Origin of the sequence: Nonomuraea sp. B19D2 (assembly GCF_040137845.1) — a bacterium.
Lineage (GTDB): Bacteria > Actinomycetota > Actinomycetes > Streptosporangiales > Streptosporangiaceae > Nonomuraea.
Genome location: NZ_JBEFAK010000012.1, coordinates 253,036 through 275,049 on the forward strand (window position 1 = coordinate 253,036; position 22,014 = coordinate 275,049).

The 22,014-nt window shown below is 70.4% G+C and carries 18 protein-coding genes and 1 rRNA gene; 16 read left to right on the forward strand and 3 right to left on the reverse strand.

All coding sequences use genetic code 11. The features are described 5' to 3' along the window. The first annotated feature begins 23 nt into the window (after positions 1-23). The 13 genes from ABN273_RS23810 to ABN273_RS23870 all read left to right on the forward strand — a co-directional run bounded on the left by ABN273_RS23810 (position 24) and on the right by ABN273_RS23870 (position 17,033). The gene (locus ABN273_RS23810; RefSeq protein ID WP_349451168.1) at positions 24-1,952 is read left to right on the forward strand and encodes a beta-galactosidase; all 1,929 of its coding nucleotides are present in this window, start codon (positions 24-26) and stop codon (positions 1,950-1,952) included. 87 nt (positions 1,953-2,039) lie between these two features. Then, positions 2,040-4,748 (forward strand): exo-rhamnogalacturonan lyase family protein, encoded by a 2,709-nt coding sequence (locus tag ABN273_RS23815; protein ID WP_349451169.1) that lies wholly within the window; start codon positions 2,040-2,042, stop codon positions 4,746-4,748. A 156-nt stretch (positions 4,749-4,904) separates the two neighbouring features. Continuing rightward, the gene (locus ABN273_RS23820) at positions 4,905-5,222 is read left to right on the forward strand and encodes an L-rhamnose mutarotase (RefSeq protein WP_349451170.1); all 318 of its coding nucleotides are present in this window, start codon (positions 4,905-4,907) and stop codon (positions 5,220-5,222) included. Positions 5,223-5,232: 10 nt separating this feature from the next. After that, positions 5,233-6,390, forward strand: a complete 1,158-nt coding sequence (gene rhaI, locus ABN273_RS23825; protein WP_349451171.1) for an L-rhamnose isomerase — start codon at positions 5,233-5,235, stop codon at positions 6,388-6,390. A 6-nt stretch (positions 6,391-6,396) separates the two neighbouring features. After that, positions 6,397-8,436, forward strand: a complete 2,040-nt coding sequence (locus ABN273_RS23830; RefSeq protein WP_349451172.1) for a bifunctional aldolase/short-chain dehydrogenase — start codon at positions 6,397-6,399, stop codon at positions 8,434-8,436. Between the two features lie 517 nt (positions 8,437-8,953). Beyond that, entirely contained in the window at positions 8,954-9,976 is a 1,023-nt protein-coding gene (argC, locus tag ABN273_RS23835) for an N-acetyl-gamma-glutamyl-phosphate reductase (protein WP_349451173.1), read from the forward strand. Continuing rightward, a complete protein-coding gene (argJ, locus tag ABN273_RS23840) occupies positions 9,973-11,124 on the forward strand; it encodes a bifunctional glutamate N-acetyltransferase/amino-acid acetyltransferase ArgJ (protein ID WP_349451174.1) in 1,152 nt (383 codons plus the stop codon). The genes argC and argJ overlap by 4 nt, the downstream gene beginning before the upstream one ends. Next, positions 11,121-11,993 carry an acetylglutamate kinase gene (argB, locus tag ABN273_RS23845; RefSeq protein ID WP_349451175.1) on the forward strand — a complete coding sequence of 291 codons (873 nt, stop codon included), beginning with the start codon at positions 11,121-11,123 and terminating at the stop codon, positions 11,991-11,993. Before argJ ends, argB begins: the two co-directional genes overlap by 4 nt. Then, complete coding sequence (locus ABN273_RS23850; RefSeq protein ID WP_349451177.1) at positions 11,993-13,159, forward strand: acetylornithine transaminase; 1,167 nt, start codon at positions 11,993-11,995, stop codon at positions 13,157-13,159. The genes argB and ABN273_RS23850 overlap by 1 nt, the downstream gene beginning before the upstream one ends. Continuing rightward, on the forward strand, positions 13,156-14,166 hold the full coding sequence (argF, locus tag ABN273_RS23855; protein WP_349451178.1) for an ornithine carbamoyltransferase: 1,011 nt from the start codon (positions 13,156-13,158) through the stop codon (positions 14,164-14,166). The genes ABN273_RS23850 and argF overlap by 4 nt, the downstream gene beginning before the upstream one ends. Continuing rightward, a complete protein-coding gene (locus tag ABN273_RS23860) occupies positions 14,163-14,669 on the forward strand; it encodes an arginine repressor (RefSeq protein WP_349451179.1) in 507 nt (168 codons plus the stop codon). Before argF ends, ABN273_RS23860 begins: the two co-directional genes overlap by 4 nt. 172 nt (positions 14,670-14,841) lie before the next feature. Beyond that, the gene (gene argH / locus ABN273_RS23865) at positions 14,842-16,263 is read left to right on the forward strand and encodes an argininosuccinate lyase (protein WP_349451180.1); all 1,422 of its coding nucleotides are present in this window, start codon (positions 14,842-14,844) and stop codon (positions 16,261-16,263) included. Further along, the gene (locus tag ABN273_RS23870) at positions 16,245-17,033 is read left to right on the forward strand and encodes a DNA-3-methyladenine glycosylase (RefSeq protein WP_349451181.1); all 789 of its coding nucleotides are present in this window, start codon (positions 16,245-16,247) and stop codon (positions 17,031-17,033) included. The genes argH and ABN273_RS23870 overlap by 19 nt, the downstream gene beginning before the upstream one ends. Here ABN273_RS23870 and ABN273_RS23875 read toward each other — a convergent pair. Then, complete coding sequence (locus tag ABN273_RS23875) at positions 16,973-17,374, reverse strand: PH domain-containing protein (RefSeq protein ID WP_349451182.1); 402 nt, start codon at positions 17,372-17,374, stop codon at positions 16,973-16,975. The two genes, ABN273_RS23870 and ABN273_RS23875, sit on opposite strands and share 61 nt — an antisense overlap. Positions 17,375-17,466: 92 nt before the next feature. Here ABN273_RS23875 and tyrS point away from each other — a divergent pair, with 92 nt between their 5' ends. Continuing rightward, positions 17,467-18,738, forward strand: a complete 1,272-nt coding sequence (tyrS, locus tag ABN273_RS23880) for a tyrosine--tRNA ligase (protein WP_349451184.1) — start codon at positions 17,467-17,469, stop codon at positions 18,736-18,738. A gap of 50 nt (positions 18,739-18,788) precedes the next feature. On the opposite strand, the gene ABN273_RS23885 is transcribed toward tyrS, so the two are convergent. Continuing rightward, positions 18,789-20,363 carry a glycosyltransferase family 39 protein gene (locus ABN273_RS23885; RefSeq protein ID WP_349451185.1) on the reverse strand — a complete coding sequence of 525 codons (1,575 nt, stop codon included), beginning with the start codon at positions 20,361-20,363 and terminating at the stop codon, positions 18,789-18,791. A gap of 25 nt (positions 20,364-20,388) precedes the next feature. Then, on the reverse strand, positions 20,389-20,772 hold the full coding sequence (locus tag ABN273_RS23890) for a PPOX class F420-dependent oxidoreductase (protein ID WP_349451186.1): 384 nt from the start codon (positions 20,770-20,772) through the stop codon (positions 20,389-20,391). 76 nt (positions 20,773-20,848) lie between these two features. Here ABN273_RS23890 and ABN273_RS23895 point away from each other — a divergent pair, with 76 nt between their 5' ends. Then, on the forward strand, positions 20,849-21,292 hold the full coding sequence (locus tag ABN273_RS23895; protein ID WP_349451187.1) for a MarR family winged helix-turn-helix transcriptional regulator: 444 nt from the start codon (positions 20,849-20,851) through the stop codon (positions 21,290-21,292). Positions 21,293-21,891: 599 nt separating this feature from the next. After that, a 16S ribosomal RNA gene (locus tag ABN273_RS23900) occupies positions 21,892-22,014 on the forward strand; the annotation flags it as partial.

Sequence of the window (22,014 nt, forward strand, 5' to 3'; positions counted from 1 at the left end):
AGTTATTCGAAAGGCAGGCTTCAGTGCCGGACGTCATCGCCTACGGCGGGGACTGGAACCCAGAGCAGTGGCCCGAGGAGACGTGGGAGCAGGATGTCGCGCTGATGCGCGAGGCCGGCGTCAACCGGGTCAGCGTCGGCATCTTCTCCTGGTCGCTGCTCGAGCCGGTGGAGGGCGTGTTCGAGTTCGGCTGGTTCGACCGCGTGATGGACCTGCTGGCCGCGAACGGGATCAAGGCCAACCTGGCCACGCCGACCGCCGCCCCGCCGCCCTGGTTCGGAGACGCCTACCCGGAGGCGCTGCCGGTGGACGCCGACGGGCGGCGGCTGCACCACGGCAGCAGGCAGGGCTTCTGCCCCAGCTCGCCGATCTACCGCGAGAAGGCGCTGCGCATCGCCGAGCAGGTGGCCACGCGTTACCGCGACCACCCGGCGCTGGCCCTGTGGCACGTGCACAACGAGTACGGCTGCCACAACGCGCGCTGCTACTGCGACACCTCGGCCGCGGCCTTCCGCGCCTGGCTGCGCTCGCACTACTCCTCGCTCGACGCGCTCAACGACGCGTGGGGCTCCGCGTTCTGGTCCCAGCGCTACAGCGAGTGGTCCCAGATCCTGCCGCCGCGCGCCACTCCCACCTTCCCGAACCCCGGCCAGCAGCTCGACTTCCGCCGCTTCAGCTCCGACGCGCTGGTCGAGCTCTACACAGCAGAGCGCGACCTGCTCAAGAAGATCACCCCCGACGTGCCCGCGACCACCAACCTGATGGCGGGCGCGCACTGGGACATGGACTGCTGGGCCTTCGCCGCCGAGATGGACGTGGTCTCCACCGACCACTACCTGATCGGCGCCCGCGCGGAGCCGCACATCGACCTGGCCTTCGCCGCCGACTACGCCCGCTCGCTCAACGGCGGCCGGCCCTGGCTGCTGATGGAGCACTCGACCAGCGCGGTCAACTGGCAGCCGCGCAACCTCGCCAAGAAGCCCGGCGAGCTGCGCCGCAACTCCCTGTCCCACCTGGCCAGGGGCGCGGACGGGATCATGTTCTTCCAGTGGCGGGCCTCCAGCGCGGGCGCGGAGAAGTGGCACTCGGCGATGCTGCCGCACGCGGGCGTCAACTCGAAGATCTTCCGTGAGGTCGTCGCGCTCGGCGCCGAGCTGGACGAGCTCGCCGAGGTGGCGGGCAGCACGGTCGAGGCCGACGTCGCGATCCTCCTCGACCACTCCAGCGTGTGGGCCCAGGACCACCCCGCCCAGCCCACCTCCGACCTGGACCCGGTGGAGGAGGTCAAGCGCTGGCACGCCGCGCTCTGGCGGGCCGGCGTCACCTGCGACGTGGCCCACCCCGAGGGCGACCTGACCGGCTACCGCCTGGTGCTGGTGCCCGCGCTCTACCTGGTGAGCGACGCCGGGGCGGCCAATCTCGCCCGGTTCGTGGAACGGGGCGGCGTCGCGCTCGTCGGCCCGTACAGCGGGATCGTGGACGAGCACGACCGGGTGCGGCTCGGGGGCTATCCGGGGGCGTGGCGTGACCTCCTGGGGGTGACCGTCGAGGAGTTCTTCCCCCTGGACGGGCCGCTGCAGCTGGCCTCCGGGTGGTCGGGGAGCGTCTGGAGCGAGGTGGCGCAGGCGACGGGCGCGAAGGTGCTCGACACGTACGTCACCGGCGAGCCCGCCTGGACCCGCAACGAGTGGGGCGAGGGATTCGCGCACTACCTCACCACCAGGCTCGACGACGGCGGCCTGGCCGAGGTCATCGCCGCCGTCGTGGCCGAGGCCGGGGCCGCTCCCGCCGCCGACGCCCCCGCGGGGGTCGAGGTGGTACGGCGCTCGCACGCCGACGGCCGCTCCTACCTGTTCGCCATCAACCACACCAGCGAGGACGCGGTCGTGACGCCGCCCGCGGGAGAGCCCGTCACGGTGGCGGCGGGCGACGTCCGCGTCGTTCCCGCCTGACGCCCTGAGCCGGCGGAGCACGCTTCCCTCCGAGGAAGCGGCACCACCTCATCACCCCCCAGTTACCGCACGGAGGTACAGCACACCATGTCCGAAATTTCACGACGCGATGCGTTGAAGGGGTTAGCTGCGGCCGGAGCCGCCGTCCCGCTGGCCTCGGTGCTGGACTCGCCGGCCCTGTCGGCCACCGGGGCCGCATTGGCCGTCCCCGACGTCACCCTGCGCTGGCTCGAGGACAAGCCCGCCGAGGTCCCCGGCACCACCTGGGGCGTGCCGTGGCCGAAGGGCGCGGTGGCCAAGGAGCAGGCGTTCGCGCTCACGGCGGCCGACGGCACGGCCGTGCCGGTGCAGACGTGGCCGCTGGCGTACTGGCCGGACGGGACGCTGAAGTGGACGGCCCACGCGCTCGGTCCCGAGGCGCCCGCGGCGGAGACGTACACGCTGCGGCCGGGCGCCGCGGCCGCCTCCGCCAAGCCGGTCACGGTCAAGGACGAGAAGCAGTACGTGGACGTGGACACCGGCGTGATCCGCGCCCGCGTACGCAAGAGCGGCAGCGAGCTGATCAGCCAGATCTGGCGCGGCGAGACCGAGATCGCCCGCAAGGGGCAGCTCGTCAGCCTCAGGCAGGGCAAGATCGACGACGGCGACGACCGGACCGTCGAGGTCGACTCCTACCTCAGCGACATCTCCAAGGTGGAGGTCGAGCAGTCGGGGCCGGTGCGCGCGGTCGTCCGGATCGAGGGCCGCCACACCTCGAAGAAGGGCAAGTCGTGGCTGCCGTTCACGATCCGGCTCTACTTCTACGCCGGGGCGGAGACCGTCCGGATGGTCCACACGTTCGTGTTCGACCGCGACGGGCAGCACGACTTCGTCGCCGGGCTGGGCGCGCGCTTCCACGTGCCGATGCGGGACGAGCCGTACAACCGGCACATCCGGTTCGTCGGTGACGGGCACGGCCAGCTCGCCGAGGCCGTCAAGGGCATCACGGGGTTGCGCCGCGACCCGGGCGCGGCCGTGCGCAAGGCGCAGGTGGCCGGGCAGCGGCTGCCGGACATCGCCACCTGGGACACCCGCGTCAGCAGCCGCGTCCACCTCATCCCCGACTGGGGCGACTACACCCTCGCCCAGCTCTCCTCGGAGGGCTTCACGCTCAAGAAGCGCACCAAGAAGGGGTACGGCTGGGTCGCCGTCGACCAGGGCAAGCGGGCCTCGGGCTTCGGGTACGTCGGCGGGACGAGCGGCGGCCTCGCGTTCGGCATGCGCGACTTCTGGCAGCGGCACCCCACCCAGCTCGACATCAGGGGAGCCGCCTCGGACGAGGCCGAGGTCACCGTCTGGCTCTGGTCGCCGGAGGCCGGGCCGATGGACACCCGCTTCTACCACGACGGCATGGGGCAGGACACGTACCCGGAGCAGATCGAGGGCCTCAACATCACCTACGAGGACTACGAGCCGGGCTTCGGCACGCCCCTCGGCATCGCGCGCACGACAGAGCTGACGTTCTGGGCGCTGGCCGCCACCCCCGACGCCGCCCGGCTCGGGGCGATGGCGGACACGGTGCGGACGCCGCCGCTGATCGTCGCGCCGCCCGCGCACCTGGCGGCGGCCAAGGTGTTCGGCGGCCTGTTCAGCCCGGTCGACCGGTCGACGCCGCAGAAGAAGACCATCGAGGACCATCTCGACTTCCTCTTCGGCTACTACACGAAGCAGGTCGAGCAGCGTCACTGGTACGGCTTCTGGGACTACGGCGACATCATGCACACCTTCGACGAGGACCGGCATGTGTGGCGCTACGACGTCGGCGGCTACGCCTGGGACAACTCGGAGCTCTCGCCCGACCTGTGGCTCTGGTACGCGTACCTGCGCTCGGGGCGCTCCGACATCTTCAGGTTCGCGGAGGCGATGACCCGGCACACCGGCGAGGTGGACGTCTACCACCTCGGGCCGTGGGCCGGGCTCGGCACCAGGCACAACGTGCAGCACTGGGGGTGCAGCGCCAAGCAGCAGCGCATCTCGACCGCCGTCTACCGGCGCATCTTCTACTTCCTGACCGCCGACGAGCGCACCGGTGACCTCATGCGGGCGCTGGTGGACTCCGACAAGACGTTCCTGGCCATCGACCCGCTACGCAAGATCCGCACGGAGCCGTACACGCCGGACCCCACGGCTCTCGCGATCGGGCTGGGCACCGACTGGAGCGGCCTGGCCGCCGCCTGGCTGACCGAGTGGGAACGCGGCGGGGACCCGGTGGCGGAGAAGAAGCTCAAGGCCACCATGCGCACCATCGCCGCGATGCCCAACGGCTTCGTCACCGGGGAGGGCCTCTACAACATCAACACCGGCGAGTTCGCCCCCGCCGCGAAGAAGGTCGCGGTGTCGCACCTCTCGGCGATGTTCGGACAGGTCGAGATCTGCGCCGAGCTCATCGACCTCGTGGACATGCCCGACTTCGAGCGGGCCTGGCTCCAGTACTGCCGCCTGTTCAACGCCACCAAGGCCGAGCAGGCCGCCGAGACGGGCGCGAACTTCGGCAACCTCATCCTCAAGCAGGGGCACTCCCGGCTCACGGCGTACGCGGCGGTCCGGCTCAAGCGCGACGACCTCGCGGCCCGGGCGTGGACGGAGTTCGCCAAGGGGGACGGCTACGCGCCCGGCCTGCCGTGGAAGTCGGAGAAGGTCGCGACGACGCTCAACCCGACGGACGAGGCCTCCTGGGTCTCCACCAACACCACGGCCCTGTACGGCCTGGCCGCCATCCAGAACCTCGCCCTGGTCGGCGACAAGCTCGTCACATGAGCCACGAAGGTCCAGATTAAAACGTGTCATCATCCCGGTCCCGGCAGCCCGCCGGGGCCGGGGCCGGGGGCGCATTGACAGCGAGCACCAGGAATCATAGTTTCCTGCACGAAGGATTAAAACGTTTTGAAGCACCCACCAGAAGAGGAGCGTCAGTTGCAACGCGTCTGCTTCCTGCTGAAAGTCCGCCCAGAGCGGCTGGCGGAGTACCGCGAACGCCACCGGGACGTCTGGCCGGAGATGCGAGAGGCGCTCGCGCGCACCGGCTGGCACAACTACTCGCTCTTCCTCAGAGACGACGGCCTGCTGGTGGGCTACCTGGAGACCGAGGACTTCGAGGCCGCCAAGAAGGCCATGGCCGAGACTGAGGTCAACGCCCGCTGGCAGGCCGAGATGGCGCCGTTCTTCGAGGACCTCGACGGCCGCCCCGACGAGGGCATGGCGCCGCTGACCGAAGTGTTCCACCTGGACTGATCGGGGAGTAATGACTGACATCAAGGCCGCGCTGCGGGCGCAGCACATCGAGACGCCGTCCTGGGCGTACGGCAACAGCGGCACGAGGTTCAAGGTGTTCGCGCAGCAGGGGGTGCCGCGCGACCCGTACGAGAAGCTGGCCGACGCCGCCCAGGTGCACGCCTACACCGGTGTCGCCCCCACGGTCGCCCTGCACATCCCGTGGGACAAGGTGGACGACTACGCCGACCTGGCCAGGCACGCCCGTGACCTGGGAGTGGGCATCGGAGCCATCAACTCCAACGTCTTCCAGGACGACGACTACATGCTCGGCAGCGTCACCAACCCCGCCGCGCGGGTGCGCCGCAAGGCGACCGACCACCTGCTGGAGTGCGTGGACATCATGGACGCCACCGGCTCCGACACGCTCAAGCTGTGGTTCTCTGACGGCATCAACTACCCGGGCCAGGACGACATCAGGGCCCGCCAGGACCGCCTGGCCGAGTCCCTGGCCGAGGTGTACGACCGGCTCGGCGAGGGGCAGCGCTTCCTGCTGGAGTACAAGCTGTTCGAGCCCGCCTTCTACGCCACAGACGTGCCCGACTGGGGCACCGCGTACGCCCACTGCGTCAAGCTCGGCCCCAAGGCGCAGGTCGTGGTGGACACCGGCCACCACGCGCCGGGCACCAACATCGAGTTCATCGTGGCGTTCCTGCTGCGCGAGGGCAAGCTGGGCGGGTTCGACTTCAACTCCCGCTTCTACGCCGACGACGACCTCATGGTGGGGGCGGCGGACCCGTTCCAGCTCTTCCGCATCATGTTCGAGGTGGTCCGCGGCGGCGGCCTCGACCCCGAGGCCGGCGTGGCGTTCATGCTGGACCAGTGCCACAACATCGAGCCCAAGATCCCGGGCCAGATCCGCTCGGTGATGAACGTCCAGGAGGCCACCGCCAAGGCCCTGCTGGTGGACCGCGAGGCGCTGGCCGCCGCGCAGTCCGAGGGCGACGTGCTGGGCGCGAACGCCGTGTTCATGGACGCCTACAACACCGACGTGCGGCCGCTGCTCGCCGAGCTGCGGGAGGAGTCGGGGCTGGCGCCCGACCCGATGGCCGCGTACGCCAAGTCCGGATATTTCGAGAAGATCGCCGCCGAGCGCGTCGGCGGTACCCAGGCCGGCTGGGGGGCCTGAGCAATCATGGATGTCGTGAAAGAACTGCTGGAACGCTCTCACCGCCTGGGCGCCGACCCGCGCAACACCAACTACGCGGGCGGCAACACCTCGGCCAAGGGCGCCGCGCCCGACCCGGTCACCGGTGAGGAGGTCGAGCTGCTCTGGGTCAAGGGCTCCGGCGGCGACCTCGGCACGCTGAAGCAGGCCGGGCTCGCCGTGCTCCGCCTCGACCGGCTGCGCGCGCTCAAGGGCGTCTACCCGGGCGTGGAGCGCGAGGACGAGATGGTCGCCGCGTTCGACTACTGCCTGCACGGCAAGGGCGGGGCCGCGCCGTCGATCGACACCGCCATGCACGGCCTGGTCGAGGCCGGGCACGTCGACCACCTGCACCCGGACGCCGGCATCGCGCTCGCGACCGCCGCCGACGGCGAGGAGCTGACCAGGCGCGTCTTCGGCGACCGGGTGGTGTGGGTGCCGTGGCGGCGGCCCGGGTTCCAGCTCGGCCTGGACATCGCCGCCATCAAGGAGGCCAACCCGCAGGCCATCGGCTGCATCCTCGGCGGCCACGGCATCACCGCCTGGGGCGAGACGTCGCAGGAGTGCGAGTCGCGCTCGCTGGAGATCATCCGCACCGCCGAGGCGTACCTGGCCGAGCACGGCCGCCCCGACCCGTTCGGCTCGGTGATCTACGACACCCTGCCCGAGGCGGAGCGCCACGAGCGCGCCGCCGCCCTGTTCCCCTACATCAGGGGCCTGGCCTCCATGGACGTCCGCGTCGTCGGCCACTACACCGACACGCCCGAGGTGCTGGACTTCGTCTCCCGCGCCGAGCACCCGCGCCTGGCCGCGCTTGGCACGTCCTGCCCCGACCACTTCCTGCGGACCAAGGTCGCGCCGCTGGTGCTCGACCTGCCGCCGGACGCGCCCCTCGAGCAGGCCGTCGAACGGCTGCGCGAGCTGCACGCCGCCTACCGCGACGACTACACCGCCTACTACAACCGGCACGCCACCCCCGACTCCCCGGCCATCAGGGGCGCCGACCCGGCGATCGTGCTGGTGCCGGGCGTCGGCATGTTCTCGTTCGGCAAGGACAAGCAGACCGCGCGCGTGGCCGGCGAGTTCTACGTCAACGCCATCAACGTCATGCGCGGCGCCGAGTCCGTCTCCACCTACGCCCCCATCCCCGAGTCGGAGAAGTTCCGCATCGAGTACTGGGAGCTGGAGGAGGCCAAGCTCCGCCGCATGCCCAAGCCGAAGCCCCTGGCGACCCGCGTAGCGCTGGTCACCGGCGGCGGCTCGGGCATCGGCGCGGCCACCGCCCGCCGCCTGGCCGCGGAGGGCGCCTGCGTGGTGGTCGCCGACCGCGACCTGGCCGCCGCGGAGAAGGTCGCCGCCGAGCTCGGCGCGGCCGCCTACCGGGTGTCCGACGTCGCGGTGGCGGTCGCGGTGGACGTCACCTCGGAGGAGCAGATCGCCGAGGCGGTACGCGCGGCGGTGCTGGCGTTCGGCGGCGTCGACCTGGTCGTCAACAACGCCGGCCTGTCGCTGTCCCGCTCGCTGCTCGAGACCACGCTGGACGACTGGGACCTCCAGCACGACGTGATGGCCAGGGGCTCGTTCCTGGTCGCCCGCGAGACCGCCCGGGTCCTGATCAACCAGGCCATGGGCGGCGACATCGTCTACATCTCCTCCAAGAACGCCGTCTTCGCCGGCCCGAACAACGTCGCGTACGGCGCCGCCAAGGCCGACCAGGCGCACCAGGTGCGGCTGCTGGCGGCCGAGCTGGGCGCGCACGGCATCCGCGTCAACGGCATCAACCCCGACGGCGTGGTACGCGGCTCCGGCATCTTCGCCTCCGGCTGGGGCGCCAACCGGGCGGCCGTCTACGGGGTGGAGGAGGAGAAGCTCGGCGAGTTCTACGCGCAGCGCACCCTGCTCAAGCGCGAGGTCCTGCCCGAGCACGTGGCCGCCGCCGTCTTCGCCCTCACCGGCAACGACCTGACCCACACCACGGGCCTGCACATCCCGGTGGACGCGGGCGTGGCCGCGGCCTTCCTGCGCTGACAGCTCAGCCACCATCTCGATCATCGCCAGCGCGGCTCCGGCCGCCGTGACCAGGAATCCCCCGGCCACGGCGGCCCGCTGTCCCCTGCGCACGCCCTTCCATGATCACGCCGTTCCTTCGCAGTGAGCGAGTCCGCGCACCGGCGCGCCCCGAACGGTCTTAGGCGCTGGTCCCTGGCTTTCGCACCCGGGCGGCGACACGCATCCCGTGCGTGGTCCGTTCCGCCGTGCTCAGCCTGACGGATCGCGTACGAAGTGTCATCCGGACTCCATGGCTGAGTCGCAGCAGCCCGAGCAAGATCTTCCAGCGTCGAACAGCGCCCACTTTTCGCAGGGGTCGCGAAGGAAAGATCGGGCAAGTACTCGGTCATGCGCCGATCGTCTCCCAGCCCATCTGCCGCTCACTTGCAACGGACTGCGGCTGTGCACCCCAGCTTGCATATTCATCCTCTGCAGTGCATTATCTTCAACAGCAAGGTCATGAGGTGTTATGCATGAACATGCAGGAGGGGTTCTGATGAGGGCAGCGATCGCGGGAGCCAGCGGCTACGCGGGCGGGGAGCTGCTGCGCATCCTGCTCGGCCACCCCGAGTTCGAGATCGGCGCGCTCACCGCGGCGTCCAGCGCGGGCAGCCGCCTCGGCGCCCATCAGCCCCACCTGCCGCAACTGGCCGACCGCGTCATCGAGGACACCTCCGCTGACACGCTGGCCGGCCACGACGTCGTCTTCCTGGCCCTGCCACACGGCCACTCGGCCGCCGTCGCCGCCCAGCTGGGCGAGGAGACGGTGGTGGTCGACTGCGGCGCCGACCACCGGCTCACCGACCCCGCCGCCTGGCAGGAGTTCTACGGCGGCGAGCACGCCGGCTCCTGGCCCTACGGCCTGCCCGAGCTGCCCGGCCAGCGGGAGATCCTCAAGTCGGCCACCCGCATCGCGGTCCCCGGTTGCTACCCGACCTCCGTCCTGCTCGCCCTGTCGCCCGCCTTCGCCGCGGGGCTGGCCCAGCCGGACGTGGTCGTGGTGGCCGCCAGCGGCACCAGCGGCGCGGGCAAGTCGCTCAAGCCCAACCTCCTCGGCAGCGAGGTCATGGGCTCGGTCAGCGCGTACGGCGTGGGCGGCGTGCACCGGCACACCCCCGAGATGGAGCAGGGCCTGTCGGCCGTCGCCGGGACCCCGGTGCGGGTCTCGTTCACCCCGACGCTGGCCCCCATGAGCCGCGGCATCCTCGCCACCTGCACCGCTCCCGCCGCGCCCGGCGTCACCAAGGAGTCGCTGCGGACGGCGTACGAGGTCGCGCTGAAGGCGGAGCCGTTCGTCAAGCTCCTGCCGGAGGGCGTCTGGCCGGCCACGTCCATGACCTACGGCGCCAACACCGCCGCCCTGCAGGTGACGCTCGACGAGCGCGCGGGCCGCGTGGTCGCCGTCATCGCCATCGACAACCTCACCAAGGGCACGGCCGGAGGCGCGGTCCAGAGCGTGAACCTCGCACTCGGCCTGCCGGAAGAGCTGGGCCTTCCCCTGACAGGAGTCTCTCCGTGAGTGTTACTGCTCCACTCGGTTTCAGAGCCGCGGGTATCGCCGCCGGGATCAAGTCCGGCGGCGCCCGCGACCTCGCCCTCGTCGTCAACGACGGGCCCAGCAGGGCCGCCGCGGGCGTCTTCACCGCCAACCGCGTGAAGGCCGCCCCCGTGCTGTGGTCGCAGCAGGTGCTGTCGGGCGGGCGGCTGCGAGCCGTGATGCTCAACTCCGGCGGCGCCAACGCCTGCACCGGCCCCGAGGGCTTCCAGGACACCCACGCCACCGCCGAGAAGGTGGCCGAGGTGCTCGAGGACTCCGCGGGCGAGGTCGCGGTCTGCTCGACCGGCCTGATCGGCGAGCGGCTGCCGATGGACGCGCTGCTGTCCGGTGTCGAGACCGCCTCGACCCAGCTCTCCCGCGACGGCGGCCTGGCCGCCGCGGACGCCATCCGCACCACGGACACCGTCTCCAAGATCTCGTTCCGGCGGGGGAGCGGCTACATGGTCGGGGGCATGGCGAAGGGCGCGGGCATGCTCGCCCCGGCCCTGGCCACCATGCTCTGCGTGATCACCACGGACGCCGACCTGACCAGCGAGGAGCTCGACGCCACGCTGCGCAAGGCCACGGCCAAGACGTTCGACCGCCTCGACACCGACGGCTGCATGTCGACCAACGACACGGTGCTCCTGCTGGCCAGCGGCGCCTCCGGGGTCAAGCCGGACCTCGCCGAGTTCGAGCAGAAGGTGCTTGAGGTCTGCGCGGACCTGGCCAGGCAGCTCCTGGTGGACGCCGAGGGCGCCTCCAAGGCCATCGCCATCGAGGTCGTCGGCGCCGACTCGGAGGCGGACGCGGTCAAGGTCGGCCGCGCGGTCTCCCGTTCCAACCTGCTCAAGTGCGCCATCCACGGCGAGGACCCCAACTGGGGCCGCGTCCTGGCCGCCATCGGCACCACCGACGCGGTGTTCGAGCCCGACCGCCTCAACGTGGCCATCAACGGCATCTGGATCTGCCGGGGCGGCGCGGTCGGCGACGACCGCTCCAAGGTCGACATGCGCCCCAGGGACGTGACGATCACCATCGACCTGTCGGCCGGCCCGCACACCGCGACCGTGCACACCACGGACCTGACGGCCGAGTACGTGCACGAGAACTCGGCGTACTCCTCATGAGGGCCACCACCGTGCAGACCAAGGCCGAGACGCTGATCGAGGCGCTGCCCTGGCTGACCCGCTTCCACGGCGCGACCGTCGTCATCAAGTACGGCGGCAACGCCATGACCGACGAGTCGCTCAAGGAGGGCTTCGCCGAGGACGTCGTCTTCCTGCAGCACGCGGGCCTGCGCCCGGTCGTCGTGCACGGCGGCGGCCCGCAGATCAGCAGCGCGCTCGACAAGCTGGGCATCGAGTCCACGTTCACCGCCGGGCTGCGGGTCACCACGCCGGAGGCCATGCAGGTCGTCAGAATGGTCCTGGTCGGCCAGGTCAACCGCGACATCGTGGGCCTGGTCAACCGGCACGGCCCGTTCGCCGTCGGCATGTCCGGCGAGGACGCCCACCTGTTCACGGCCGTGCGCAAGCACGCGATCGTGAACGGCGAGCCCGTGGACCTCGGCCAGGTCGGTGAGATCATCAAGGTGGAGCCGGGCGCCGTGCGCGCCCTGATCGACGACGGGCGCATCCCGGTCATCTCCAGCGTGGCGCGCGGAGACGACGGGGAGATCTACAACGTGAACGCCGACACCGCCGCCGCCGCGCTGGCCGTGGCGCTCCAGGCGGAGAAGCTGATCGTCCTCACCGACGTCGAGGGCCTGTACGCCAACTGGCCCGACGACACCGACGTGATCGACCAGCTGAACGCCGACGAGCTGGAGACGCTCATGCCCACGCTGTCCAGCGGCATGGTCCCAAAGATGGAGGCCTGCCTGACCGCGGTCAAGGGCGGCGTCCCGCACGCCCACGTGCTCGACGGCCGCGTGCCACACTCACTGCTGCTGGAGATTTTCACCAATGAGGGAATCGGAACGATGGTGATGCCCTGATGAACCTGCGTCAGAGGTTCGAACAGGCCTTTATGCCCAACTACGGCGTCCCGCCGGTCGCGCTGGCACGAGGTGAGGGCACCCGCGTCTGGGACGTGGACGGCGAGGAATACCTCGACTTCATCGGCGGCATCGCGACCAGCTCGCTCGGTCACGCCCACCCCGCCCTGGTTGAGGCCGTGTCCGCGCAGGTCGCCAAGATCGCGCACACCAGCAACCTGTTCCTGCACGAGCCGGAGGTGCTGCTCGCCGAGAAGCTCCTCGGCCTGCTGAACGCCCCGGCCAAGGTCTTCTTCGCCAACTCCGGCACCGAGGCCAACGAGGCCGCGTACAAGCTCGCGGTCAAGTACGGCAAGCGCGAGGGCCGCTCCTACTTCGTCGCCGCCGAGAACGGCTTCCACGGCCGCACGATCGGCGCACTGTCGCTGACCGGCAAGGCGTCGATCCGCGACCAGTTCGGCCCGTTCCCGATCGACGTGCGCTTCGTCCCGTACGGCGACGCCGGCGCGCTCAAGGAGGCCGTGACCGGCGACTGCATCGCGGTGTTCCTGGAGCCCACGCAGGGCGAGGCCGGCGTCGTGCCGCCGCCCGAGGGCTACTTCGAGGCGGCCCGCGAGATCTGCGACTCGACCGGCGCCCTGCTGGTGGCCGACGAGATCCAGTCCGCGATCGGCCGCACCGGCCACTGGTTCGCCCACCAGGCCGACGGCGTCACCCCCGACATCCTGACCCTGGCCAAGGGGCTGGGCGGCGGGCTGCCGATCGGCGCGTGCATCGGGTTCGGCGACGCCGGCAAGCTGTTCGCCAAGGGCGACCACGGCTCGACGTTCGGCGGCAACCCGGTCGCGTGCGCCGCGGCGCTGGCCGTGCTCGACAACCTCGACCTCGACCACGTCAAGTCGGCCTCCGCGCGGCTGCGCAACGGCCTTGAGTCGATCCGCCACCCGCTGCTGAAGGGCGTGCGCGGGCGCGGCCTGTGGCTGGCGACCGTGCTGAGCGAGCCCCGCTCGGCCGAGGTCCAGAAGGCCGCCCAGAGCGCCGGCTTCCTGGTCAACGCGCTCCAGCCCGACGCCGTACGCATCGCGCCGCCGCTGGTGGTCACGGCGGAGGAGATCGACACGTTCGTGGGCGCGTACCCGGCGATCCTCGCGGAGGCGGCCAAATGAGCATCAGGCACGGCGCGGACTCGGCGCACATCAGACACTTCCTGCGAGACGACGACCTCACGCCCGCCGAGCAGGCCCAGGTGCTGGAGCTCGCCGCGGCCATGAAGAAGGACCGGTTCGGCTACCGCCCGTTCGAGGGCCCGCAGACCGTCGCGGTCCTGTTCGACAAGCCGTCGGCCCGCACCCGCGTCTCCTTCCACACCGGCATCGGCGAGCTCGGCGGGCTGCCGCTGGTCGTGGACAACGTCTCCGTCCTCATGGGCCGCGGCGAGCCCACCGCCGACCTCGCCAGGGTGCTCGACCGGCAGGTCGCCGCCATCGTCTGGCGGACCACCGGTCAGGAGCTCATCGACGAGATGGCCGCCCACTCCCGGGTGCCCGTCGTGAACGCGCTCACCGACGAGTTCCACCCCTGCCAGATCCTCGCCGACCTGCAGACGGTCCAGGAGAAGCTGGGCAGGACCGCCGGGGTCACGCTCACGTACCTGGGTGACGGCGCCAACAACATGGCCCACTCCTACCTGCTCGGCGGCGCCACCGCGGGCATGCACGTGAGGATCGGCGCCCCGTCCGGCTACCAGCCGGACGCGGTCATCCTCGACCAGGCGGCCGCCATCGCGGCCAGGACGGGCGGCTCGGTGATCTCGCTGTCCGACCCGGTGGCCGCCGTCCAGGGGGCGCACGTGATCGCCACCGACACGTGGGTGTCGATGGGCCAGGACGGCAAGGAGCAGCGGGTGGCCGTGCTCAAGCCGTACCAGGTGAACTCCGAGCTGCTCGAGCACGCCGCGCCGGACGCGATCGTGCTGCACTGCCTGCCGGCCTACCGCGGCTACGAGATCACCGAAGAGGTGCTCGAAGGCCCGAAGAGCGCCGTGTGGGACCAGGCGGAGAACCGGCTGCACGCCCAGAAGGCACTCCTCCACTGGTTGGTGACACATGTGACCTCGCGGAGCGAGGGCACCAGTAAGCACAGCGACTCCGTCATGAGGCCGAAGGACTCATGACGATCCCGATGACCAAGGCGGCCAGGCAGGCGAAGATCACTGACCTGCTGCAGCGGAAGGCCGTGCGCTCCCAGCCGGAGCTCGCCAAGCTGCTCGCCGAGAGCGGCGTCGAGGTCACCCAGGCCACGCTCTCGCGTGACCTCGACGAGCTCGGCGCGCTCAAGCTGCGCGCCGACGACGGCTCCCTGGTGTACGCCCTGCCCGGCGAGGGCGGCGGCCGGATCCCGCTCACCAGGCTGGGCACCGGCGAGTCCCCGGCCGCGCGGCTGCACCGCATCGCCGAGGAGCTGCTGGTCAGTGCCGAGGCCTCGGCCAACTTGGTCATCGCGCGAACCCCGCCGGGCGCGGCCCAGTTCCTGGCCTCCGCCATCGACCACGCCGACTGGGAGTCGATCCTCGGCACGGTCGCCGGCGACGACACGATCCTCGTCATCAGCCGCGATCCGACAGGCGGCCAGGCGGTCGCGGACGCGCTGCTGAAGATGGCCGACCGGCGCGGCTGAGCGCCAAGCATCGAGACTTGTACCTGGAGAAAGTGAAATGCCGGAAAGAGCGGTACTGGCGTGTTCCGGCGGCCCGGATACCTCGGCCGCCACCCCGTACCTCTAAGATCGCCGCCGCGCGAGACGCAAAGAAGGGGTGACTTGCACTATGGTCCGGGGGGACACGAAGGAGATGACGGTGAGTGATGGCAAGCCGATGCGGCTGTGGGGTGGGCGCTTCGAGAGCGGCCCGTCCGACGCGCTGGCCCGGCTGTCGGTGAGCGTGCACTTCGACTGGCGGCTCGTGCCGTACGACCTGGCCGCGTCCAGGGCGCACGCGCGCGTGCTGCACAGGGCGGGGCTGCTGAGCGACGACGAGCTCGAGCGCATGATCGGCGCGCTCGACGACCTGGAGCGCGCCTGCAAGGCGGGCGAGTTCCGGCCGACGGTCGCCGACGAGGACGTGCACACCGCGCTGGAGCGCGGCCTGCTCGAGCGGCTCGGCTCGCTCGGCGGCAAGCTGCGCGCCGGGCGCTCACGCAACGACCAGATCGCCACCGACCTGCGCCTCTATCTGCGTGACCACGCCCGCACGGTCGTCTCGCGCCTGGTCGAGCTGGAAACCGCGCTCATGGCCCAGGCAGAGCAGCATGCCGAGACGGCCGCGCCCGGCATGACGCACCTGCAGCACGCGCAGCCGGTGTCGTTCGGTCACCAGCTGCTGGCCCATGTGCACGCCTTCGCCCGCGACATCGACCGGCTGACCGACTGGGACAGGCGCGCCGCGATCTCCCCGCTCGGCGCGGGGGCGCTGGCGGGCTCGTCGCTGCCGCTCGACCCGCAGGCCGTGGCGGAGGAGCTGGGCTTCTCGGCCGCCGCGCCCAACTCGATGGACGCCGTCGCCGACCGCGACTTCGCGGCGGAGTTCCTGTTCGACGCGGCCATGATCGGCGTGCACCTGTCGCGGCTGGGCGAGGAGATCGTCCTGTGGGCCTCGCAGGAGTTCCGCTGGATCGAGATGGACGACGCCTACTCCACCGGCTCGTCGATCATGCCCCAGAAGAAGAACCCCGACGTCGCCGAGCTGGCCCGCGGCAAGTCCGGACGCCTGATCGGCAACCTGATGTCGCTGCTGACCACGCTCAAGGGCCTGCCGCTGACCTACAACCGCGACCTGCAGGAGGACAAGGAGCCCGTCTTCGACGCGGTCGACACCCTGCTGCTGGTCCTGCCCGCGGTGGCCGGGCTGGTCGCGACCATGCGCGTCAACACCGCCCGGCTGGAGTCCTCGGCCCCCGACGGCTTCGCGCTGGCCACCGACCTGGCCGAGCTGCTCGTACGCCGCGGGGTCCCGTTCCGCGAGGCCCACGAGGCGGTCGGCCATCTCGTGGTGTGGTGCCAGGTCAACGACAAGGACCTGGGCGAGCTCACGGACGACGAACTGGTCAAGGTGTCGCCGCACCTGACGCCCGACGTGCGCGACGTGCTCAACGTGCCCGGCGCCCTGGCCGCCCGCAAGGCCCACGGAGGCACCGCCCCTGACCGCGTACGCGACCAGCTCATCGCGCTCAGGGAGGCGGTCGACGCGCAGGCGGCATGGGCAGCGGGGAGCTGAGCCCCGCCGCGCTGCCGCGGAGCTTCTTCGACAGGCCGTCGCACGAGGTGGCGCCCGACCTGCTCGGGCGCGTGCTCGTGCACGGCAGTGTGGATGGCATCGTCGCTGTCCGCCTGACCGAGGTCGAGGCGTACGGCGGCCCCGGCGAGGATCCGGCCGCCCACACCTACCGGGGCAAGACGCCGCGCAACGCCGTCATGTTCGGCCCCCCGGGCCACCTGTACGTGTACTTCACGTACGGCATGCACTTCTGCGCGAACCTCGTGTGCCTGCCCGACGGCTTCGGCTCGGCCGTGCTGCTGCGGGCGGGCGAGGTGGTGGCAGGCATCGAGGAGGCCCGCGCCCGGCGCTCCGCCACGGGCAACGGCCGCTCTTCCAGGGGCGACGGCGCAGCGGCACGCGGCAGGACGATCCCCGATCGGGACCTGGCGCGCGGCCCCGCCAGGCTGGCCGTCGTGCTCGGCCTGCTCCGCGAGCACAACGGCCTCGACGCGATCGGGGACGCCTCGCGGGCGCTTCCCGGCGAGGCCCCCTTCGCCTCCGGCCACCGGCTGACCGGCGTGCCCCACGGAGCGGCGGCCGTGCTGGAGGGCCGCCCGGCCGACCCGGCCTCGATCAGGTCAGGCCCGCGCACCGGCATCTCGACCGCCAAGGACACCCCGTGGCGGTTCTGGATCGACGGCGACCCGACCGTGTCGCCGTACCGCCCTCACGTGCCGCGCCGCCGCAACGCCGCGGCCACCTCCGTGGGAGAGGTGCCCAGCTCGTGAGAACTGAAGATGTGCAGGTTGTCGCCGGTGTCGATCTCGAGCATCTCGCTCCGCAGCCCCCACCGCCTGCGTACGTCGACCTTGATCTCCCAGATCGCCTCCCAGGGCACGTGCCGCTTGCCTGCGAACCCGTGCACCACGGTGATCCCGCTCTCGTCGGCGGCCAGCCGTACGGGGACGAGCAGGTCGCGCAGCCCCATCCCGCCGATCAGCACGGCCGCGGGAACGGCCAGGATCACGCCGCGCACGTCGCCCTGGAACCACCAGTAGACGGCGAGCCCGGCACACGCCAGAGCCCCTAAGATCTTGAAAACGGCCAGCTCGCGACGGACCCTCCACATGGAGACAGAGCGTATCCAAGTGGCGGTCAACCCAGGCGATCGGGCACGCTTGTCATACTTAATGTCCAACGTCTCAATGGAAAGCCGGCACCGTGACCGACATTCTCGATGAACTCGAATGGCGCGACGTCCTCGCGCAGACCACCGACATCGACGCCCTGCGCGACGTGCTGTCGAAAGGTCCGATCACGGTCTATGCGGGCTTCGACCCGACCGCACCTTCGCTGCACGTCGGCAACCTGGCCACGCTGCTGATCCTCACGCGCTTCCAGCGGGCGGGTCACAAGCCCATCGGCCTGGTCGGCGGCGCGACAGGTCTGATCGGCGACCCCAGCGGCAAGAGCACCGAGCGGGTGCTCAACACCGCCGAGGTGGTGGCTGAGTGGGTGTCGCGCATCCGGGTCCAGGTGGAGAAGTTCCTGTCCTTCGAGCCGGCTCCCAACGCCGCGACGCTGGTCAGCAACCTCGACTGGACGGGCGGGCTGTCGGCCATCGACTTCCTGCGCGACGTCGGCAAGCACTTCCCGGTCAACCGCATGCTCGCTCGCGAGTCCGTCGCGGCCAGGCTCGGCGGCGAGGGGCTCAGCTACACCGAGTTCAGCTACCAGATCCTGCAGGCCAACGACTACCTGGAGCTCTACCGGCGCAACGGCTGCGAGCTCCAGGTGGGCGGCAGCGACCAGTGGGGCAACATCACCGCCGGCGTCGACCTGATCAGGCGCGTCGAAGGCGCTCACGTCCACGCCCTGACCGGCAAGCTGATCACCAAGGCCGACGGCACCAAGTTCGGCAAGACCGCGGGCGGCGCCGTATGGCTCGACCCGGCGCTGACCTCTCCCTACGCGTTCTACCAGTACTGGCTGAACGCCGACGACCGCGACGTGATCCGTTTCCTGAGGGTGTTCACGTTCCGCTCGCGTGAGGAGATCGACGAGCTGGAGAAGGCCGTCGCCGACCGCCCGTTCGCCAGGGAGGCACAGCGCACGCTGGCCGAGGACCTGACGACGTTGGTGCACGGGGAGGAGGAGCTGGCCGCGGTGGTGGCCGCCTCCAAGGCCCTGTTCGGTCAGGGGGCGCTCGAGGAATTGTCGGCCGCCACCCTGCAAGGCGCGCTGGCCGAGGTGCCCAGGGCGGAGATTCCCGCCCTCGGGGTGCCGTTCGTGGACCTGCTCGCCGACAGCGGGCTGGTGGAGTCGAAGTCGGCGGCCCGGCGTGCCGTGAAGGAGGGCGGGGCGTACCTCAACAACGTCAAGATCACCGATGAGGCGTACGTGCCGATCTCGGACGACCTGCTGCACGGGCGGTTCATGGTGCTCCGGCGCGGCAAGAAGTCGATCGGCGGCGTCGAGGTCGCCGGCTCCTAGCTCTTGCACAGAAGCGGGCCTTTCCGAAGTGGAAGGGCCCGCTTTCGCGTTCACCGGCGGGTGAACAGCGCCACCGTCAGCCCCGGCAGATCAGCGGAGTGCTTGGCCAGGCTCAGCCGGAACCCCGCCTTCTGCACTTCCGCCACCCGTGGAATCGCCGACTGTTTGCTTCCGCGCCAGACCACCCAGACCCGGTCCCGCCCCTGCAAGGCGGCGTCCACGTCGGACCGCTCGGGATACCCGAATCCGTCCGGCGAGGGCACGTCGCCGGCCTTGAGCACGTCCACGGGCATCGCGGAGTCGGCGTAGTACTCGAAACCGGTGCGGAGCTGGCTCTGCCCGTAGACGATCGCGTCATCGGGCTCGGCCTTGATGACGCGCAGCGCCCACGGGATGTTCTCGAACCGCCCGTTCTCCTCGCGTACCGTCACATGCTCCTGGAACGACAGCGCGCACCCCAGCAGCACGACCACCGCGGCGGCAACCACGTGGAGCCGGGGAAGGGACGCCACGGCGAGCCCGGCCAGCAGCGCCAGCGCGGGCGCGGTCACGAAGAGATACCGATCCACATAGACGGGCGTCACGAGCTGCGAGACGGCGAGCAGCAGCACGGGAGGGAGGACCAGCCAGCCGACCAGCGCGAACACCCACGCCCGGCCAGTCACCCGCGCCCTGTCAGCCATCCACGCCTGGTCGGTGACCTGCGCCCTGTCAGCCATCCATGCCTGGTCGGTGACCCGCGCCCGCTCAGTCACCCGCGCCTCCGCCGGCAGGCCGCCCGTTCGCGGGGCCGCGGTCCGAGGCCCGCGCGAGGCTCTCCACAGCAGCACCGCACCGGCCAGCGCCATCGCGAACAACATCACCCCGAGCCCGTTCGCCCCCGCCGCCATCTTCGGGAACTTCAGCCACACCTCCGGCCCGCGCTGTGGAATCCAGCTGATCGCGTGCCGCTCCCCGAACCCGACCAACCCCAGCACGACAGCAGGCAGACAACCGAGCGACAGCGCCGCCAGCATGCGCACCACCCAGCTCCGGCGCGCCAGTGCCAGCTGAGCGGGGAACACGAGCACCGCGAACAGATGGGTGCAGCACACGAGCGCGACCGCGATCCCGTACAGCACCCACCGCCTTCCGCCCGGCCGCTCGATCGCCCGGTGCAGCGCCCAGAACGAGAACACGACGGCGGCCGCGGCGAGCGCGTACGGCCTGGCGAAGGCCCCGAAGTAGGACACCGAGGGCAGGATCGCGAAGACGGCGGCCGCGGTCACCCCCGCTCGTGCGCTGTGCAGCCGCCTGCCCAGGTCGACCAGGAACCAGGCCGCCACGCCGATCCCCACCGCCGACGGCAACCGCAACCACAGCTCCGCCGTGCCGGCCTTCGCCCAGAGGTGCATGAACAGGTAGTACGGGAGGAAGTGCCCGTCGATGTGGCGAGCCAGCTCCCACATGCCCGGCAGCGACCGGGAAGCGGCGCTGATGGTGGCCAGTTCGTCGCCGTTCAGGGTGGCGGAGCCCGTCCCGGTGAATGCCGCGGCCCCGGCGAGCAATGCCATCCACCATGGGGTGGACGTGCGGAGCCGTTCGGCGGGGCGGGTGGGGGGAGCGAGTGTGGCGGCTGTGGTCACCGGGGCAGGATACGCGTTCGGCCGGCTATTGCTGGGTCGTGCGTGTCGGCTTCATAACAATCACCACTCGTCGCTCGGCATCGCCGACCGGGCGCTCGTACTCCAGGCCGTAGCGGTTGGCCAGCACGTCGAAGAAGTCGCCCGACGGATCGGGCTCGACCCGCTCGACCACGCCACGGATCTCCACATAGCGGTACGGCTTCTCCGGATCGTTGATGGAGACCGCTACCTGCGGATGTTCCATGACGTTCCGATACTTGCGGCGGTCCATCGTGGTCGTGAACCGCAAGTGCTCTCCGTCCCAGATCGTCCAGACCGGATTCACGTTGGGCGCCCCGTCGGGCCCGATCGTCGCCAGATGGGCGAACAACGGCCGGTGCAGCAGGTCCAGGTGGCTCTCGGGAATCATCACGCCTCTTTCTCAGGCATCGTTGTGGGGTGGCTATCAAAGCTTTGATAACCATCAATGTTGTACCATTCCTGGCATGGGAATGCATGCGGACGAACGCCTCGGACTGGACATCAAGCGCGCCGAGCAGGCACTGATCGCCGCAAAGCAGGCCGCCATCCGGCCTGCGGGGCTGACCGTTCCCCAGTACGCTGCCCTGTTCACGCTGGCCGACAACCCCGGAATCTCGGGCGCCGCGCTGGCACGAGCGTGCCTGGTGACGCCCCAGGCCATGACCGTTGTGCTGAAGAACCTGGAGGAGCGCGGACTCATCGAGCGCTCGCCCCACCCTTGGCACCGCAATGTCCTGGAGACCCGGCTGGCCGAGGCTGGGCGCGCGGCGCTGGAGGCGGCGGACGAGCGGGCCGTGGTGGTCGAGCGGGCGATCGCGGCCGAGTTCAGCGCCGAGGAGCGCAAGACTCTGCGGGACCTGTTGGCTCGGTGCGGTGAGGCCATCGCCCGCGCCGCCCAGCAACTGTGACGAGCCTGTCCGGCCGGGCGGTGGCGGACCCGCCTGGCCGGGCGGTGACGAGCCCGCCTGGCTGAGCGGTGGCAAGCCTTGCTCCGCCGGGTGATGACAGCCCGCTTGGCGAGGCGATTTGACGTGGCGCGGATCGCGACCTAGTCTTTCAGTTCGCGCCGGGAGCGAGCCGGACGCCACTCAGGCGGACGGGCCCCCGCGCAAGCCCCTTGAAATGACGAGCCACTCGGCGGAGCTGCTTCGGCATGCTCTCGCATGAGGTCGTCGTCGGGTGCGTTGAACCCACCGGAAAATCGGTTGATTCGACACGCTCTGGATGACACGGTAAGTTGAGAGGGTTGCCCCGGAAACGGGGTGCACCATCCTAGCCAGGTATGACCGGCTCCCAGCAAATCCTCGGATTTGACAGGAAACGGCAAACTCGGTAAATTTTAGGAAAACGAACGGTACGCCTCCGAGCGAAAGCCAGAAGGCCTGAGCGAAGATGTACGCGTCCGTTTCTTGAGAACTCAACAGTGTGTTAAAAGCCAGTGCATGAGATACATGCATGACCCCGTCTTTTTGACGGATAGCTCGGATTTGTTTTCCGGACAAGACATTGTTTGGAGAGTTTGATCCTGGCTCAGGACGAACGCTGGCGGCGTGCTTAACACATGCAAGTCGAGCGGAAAGGCCCTTCGGGGTACTCGAGCGGCGAACGGGTGAGTAACACGTGAGCAACC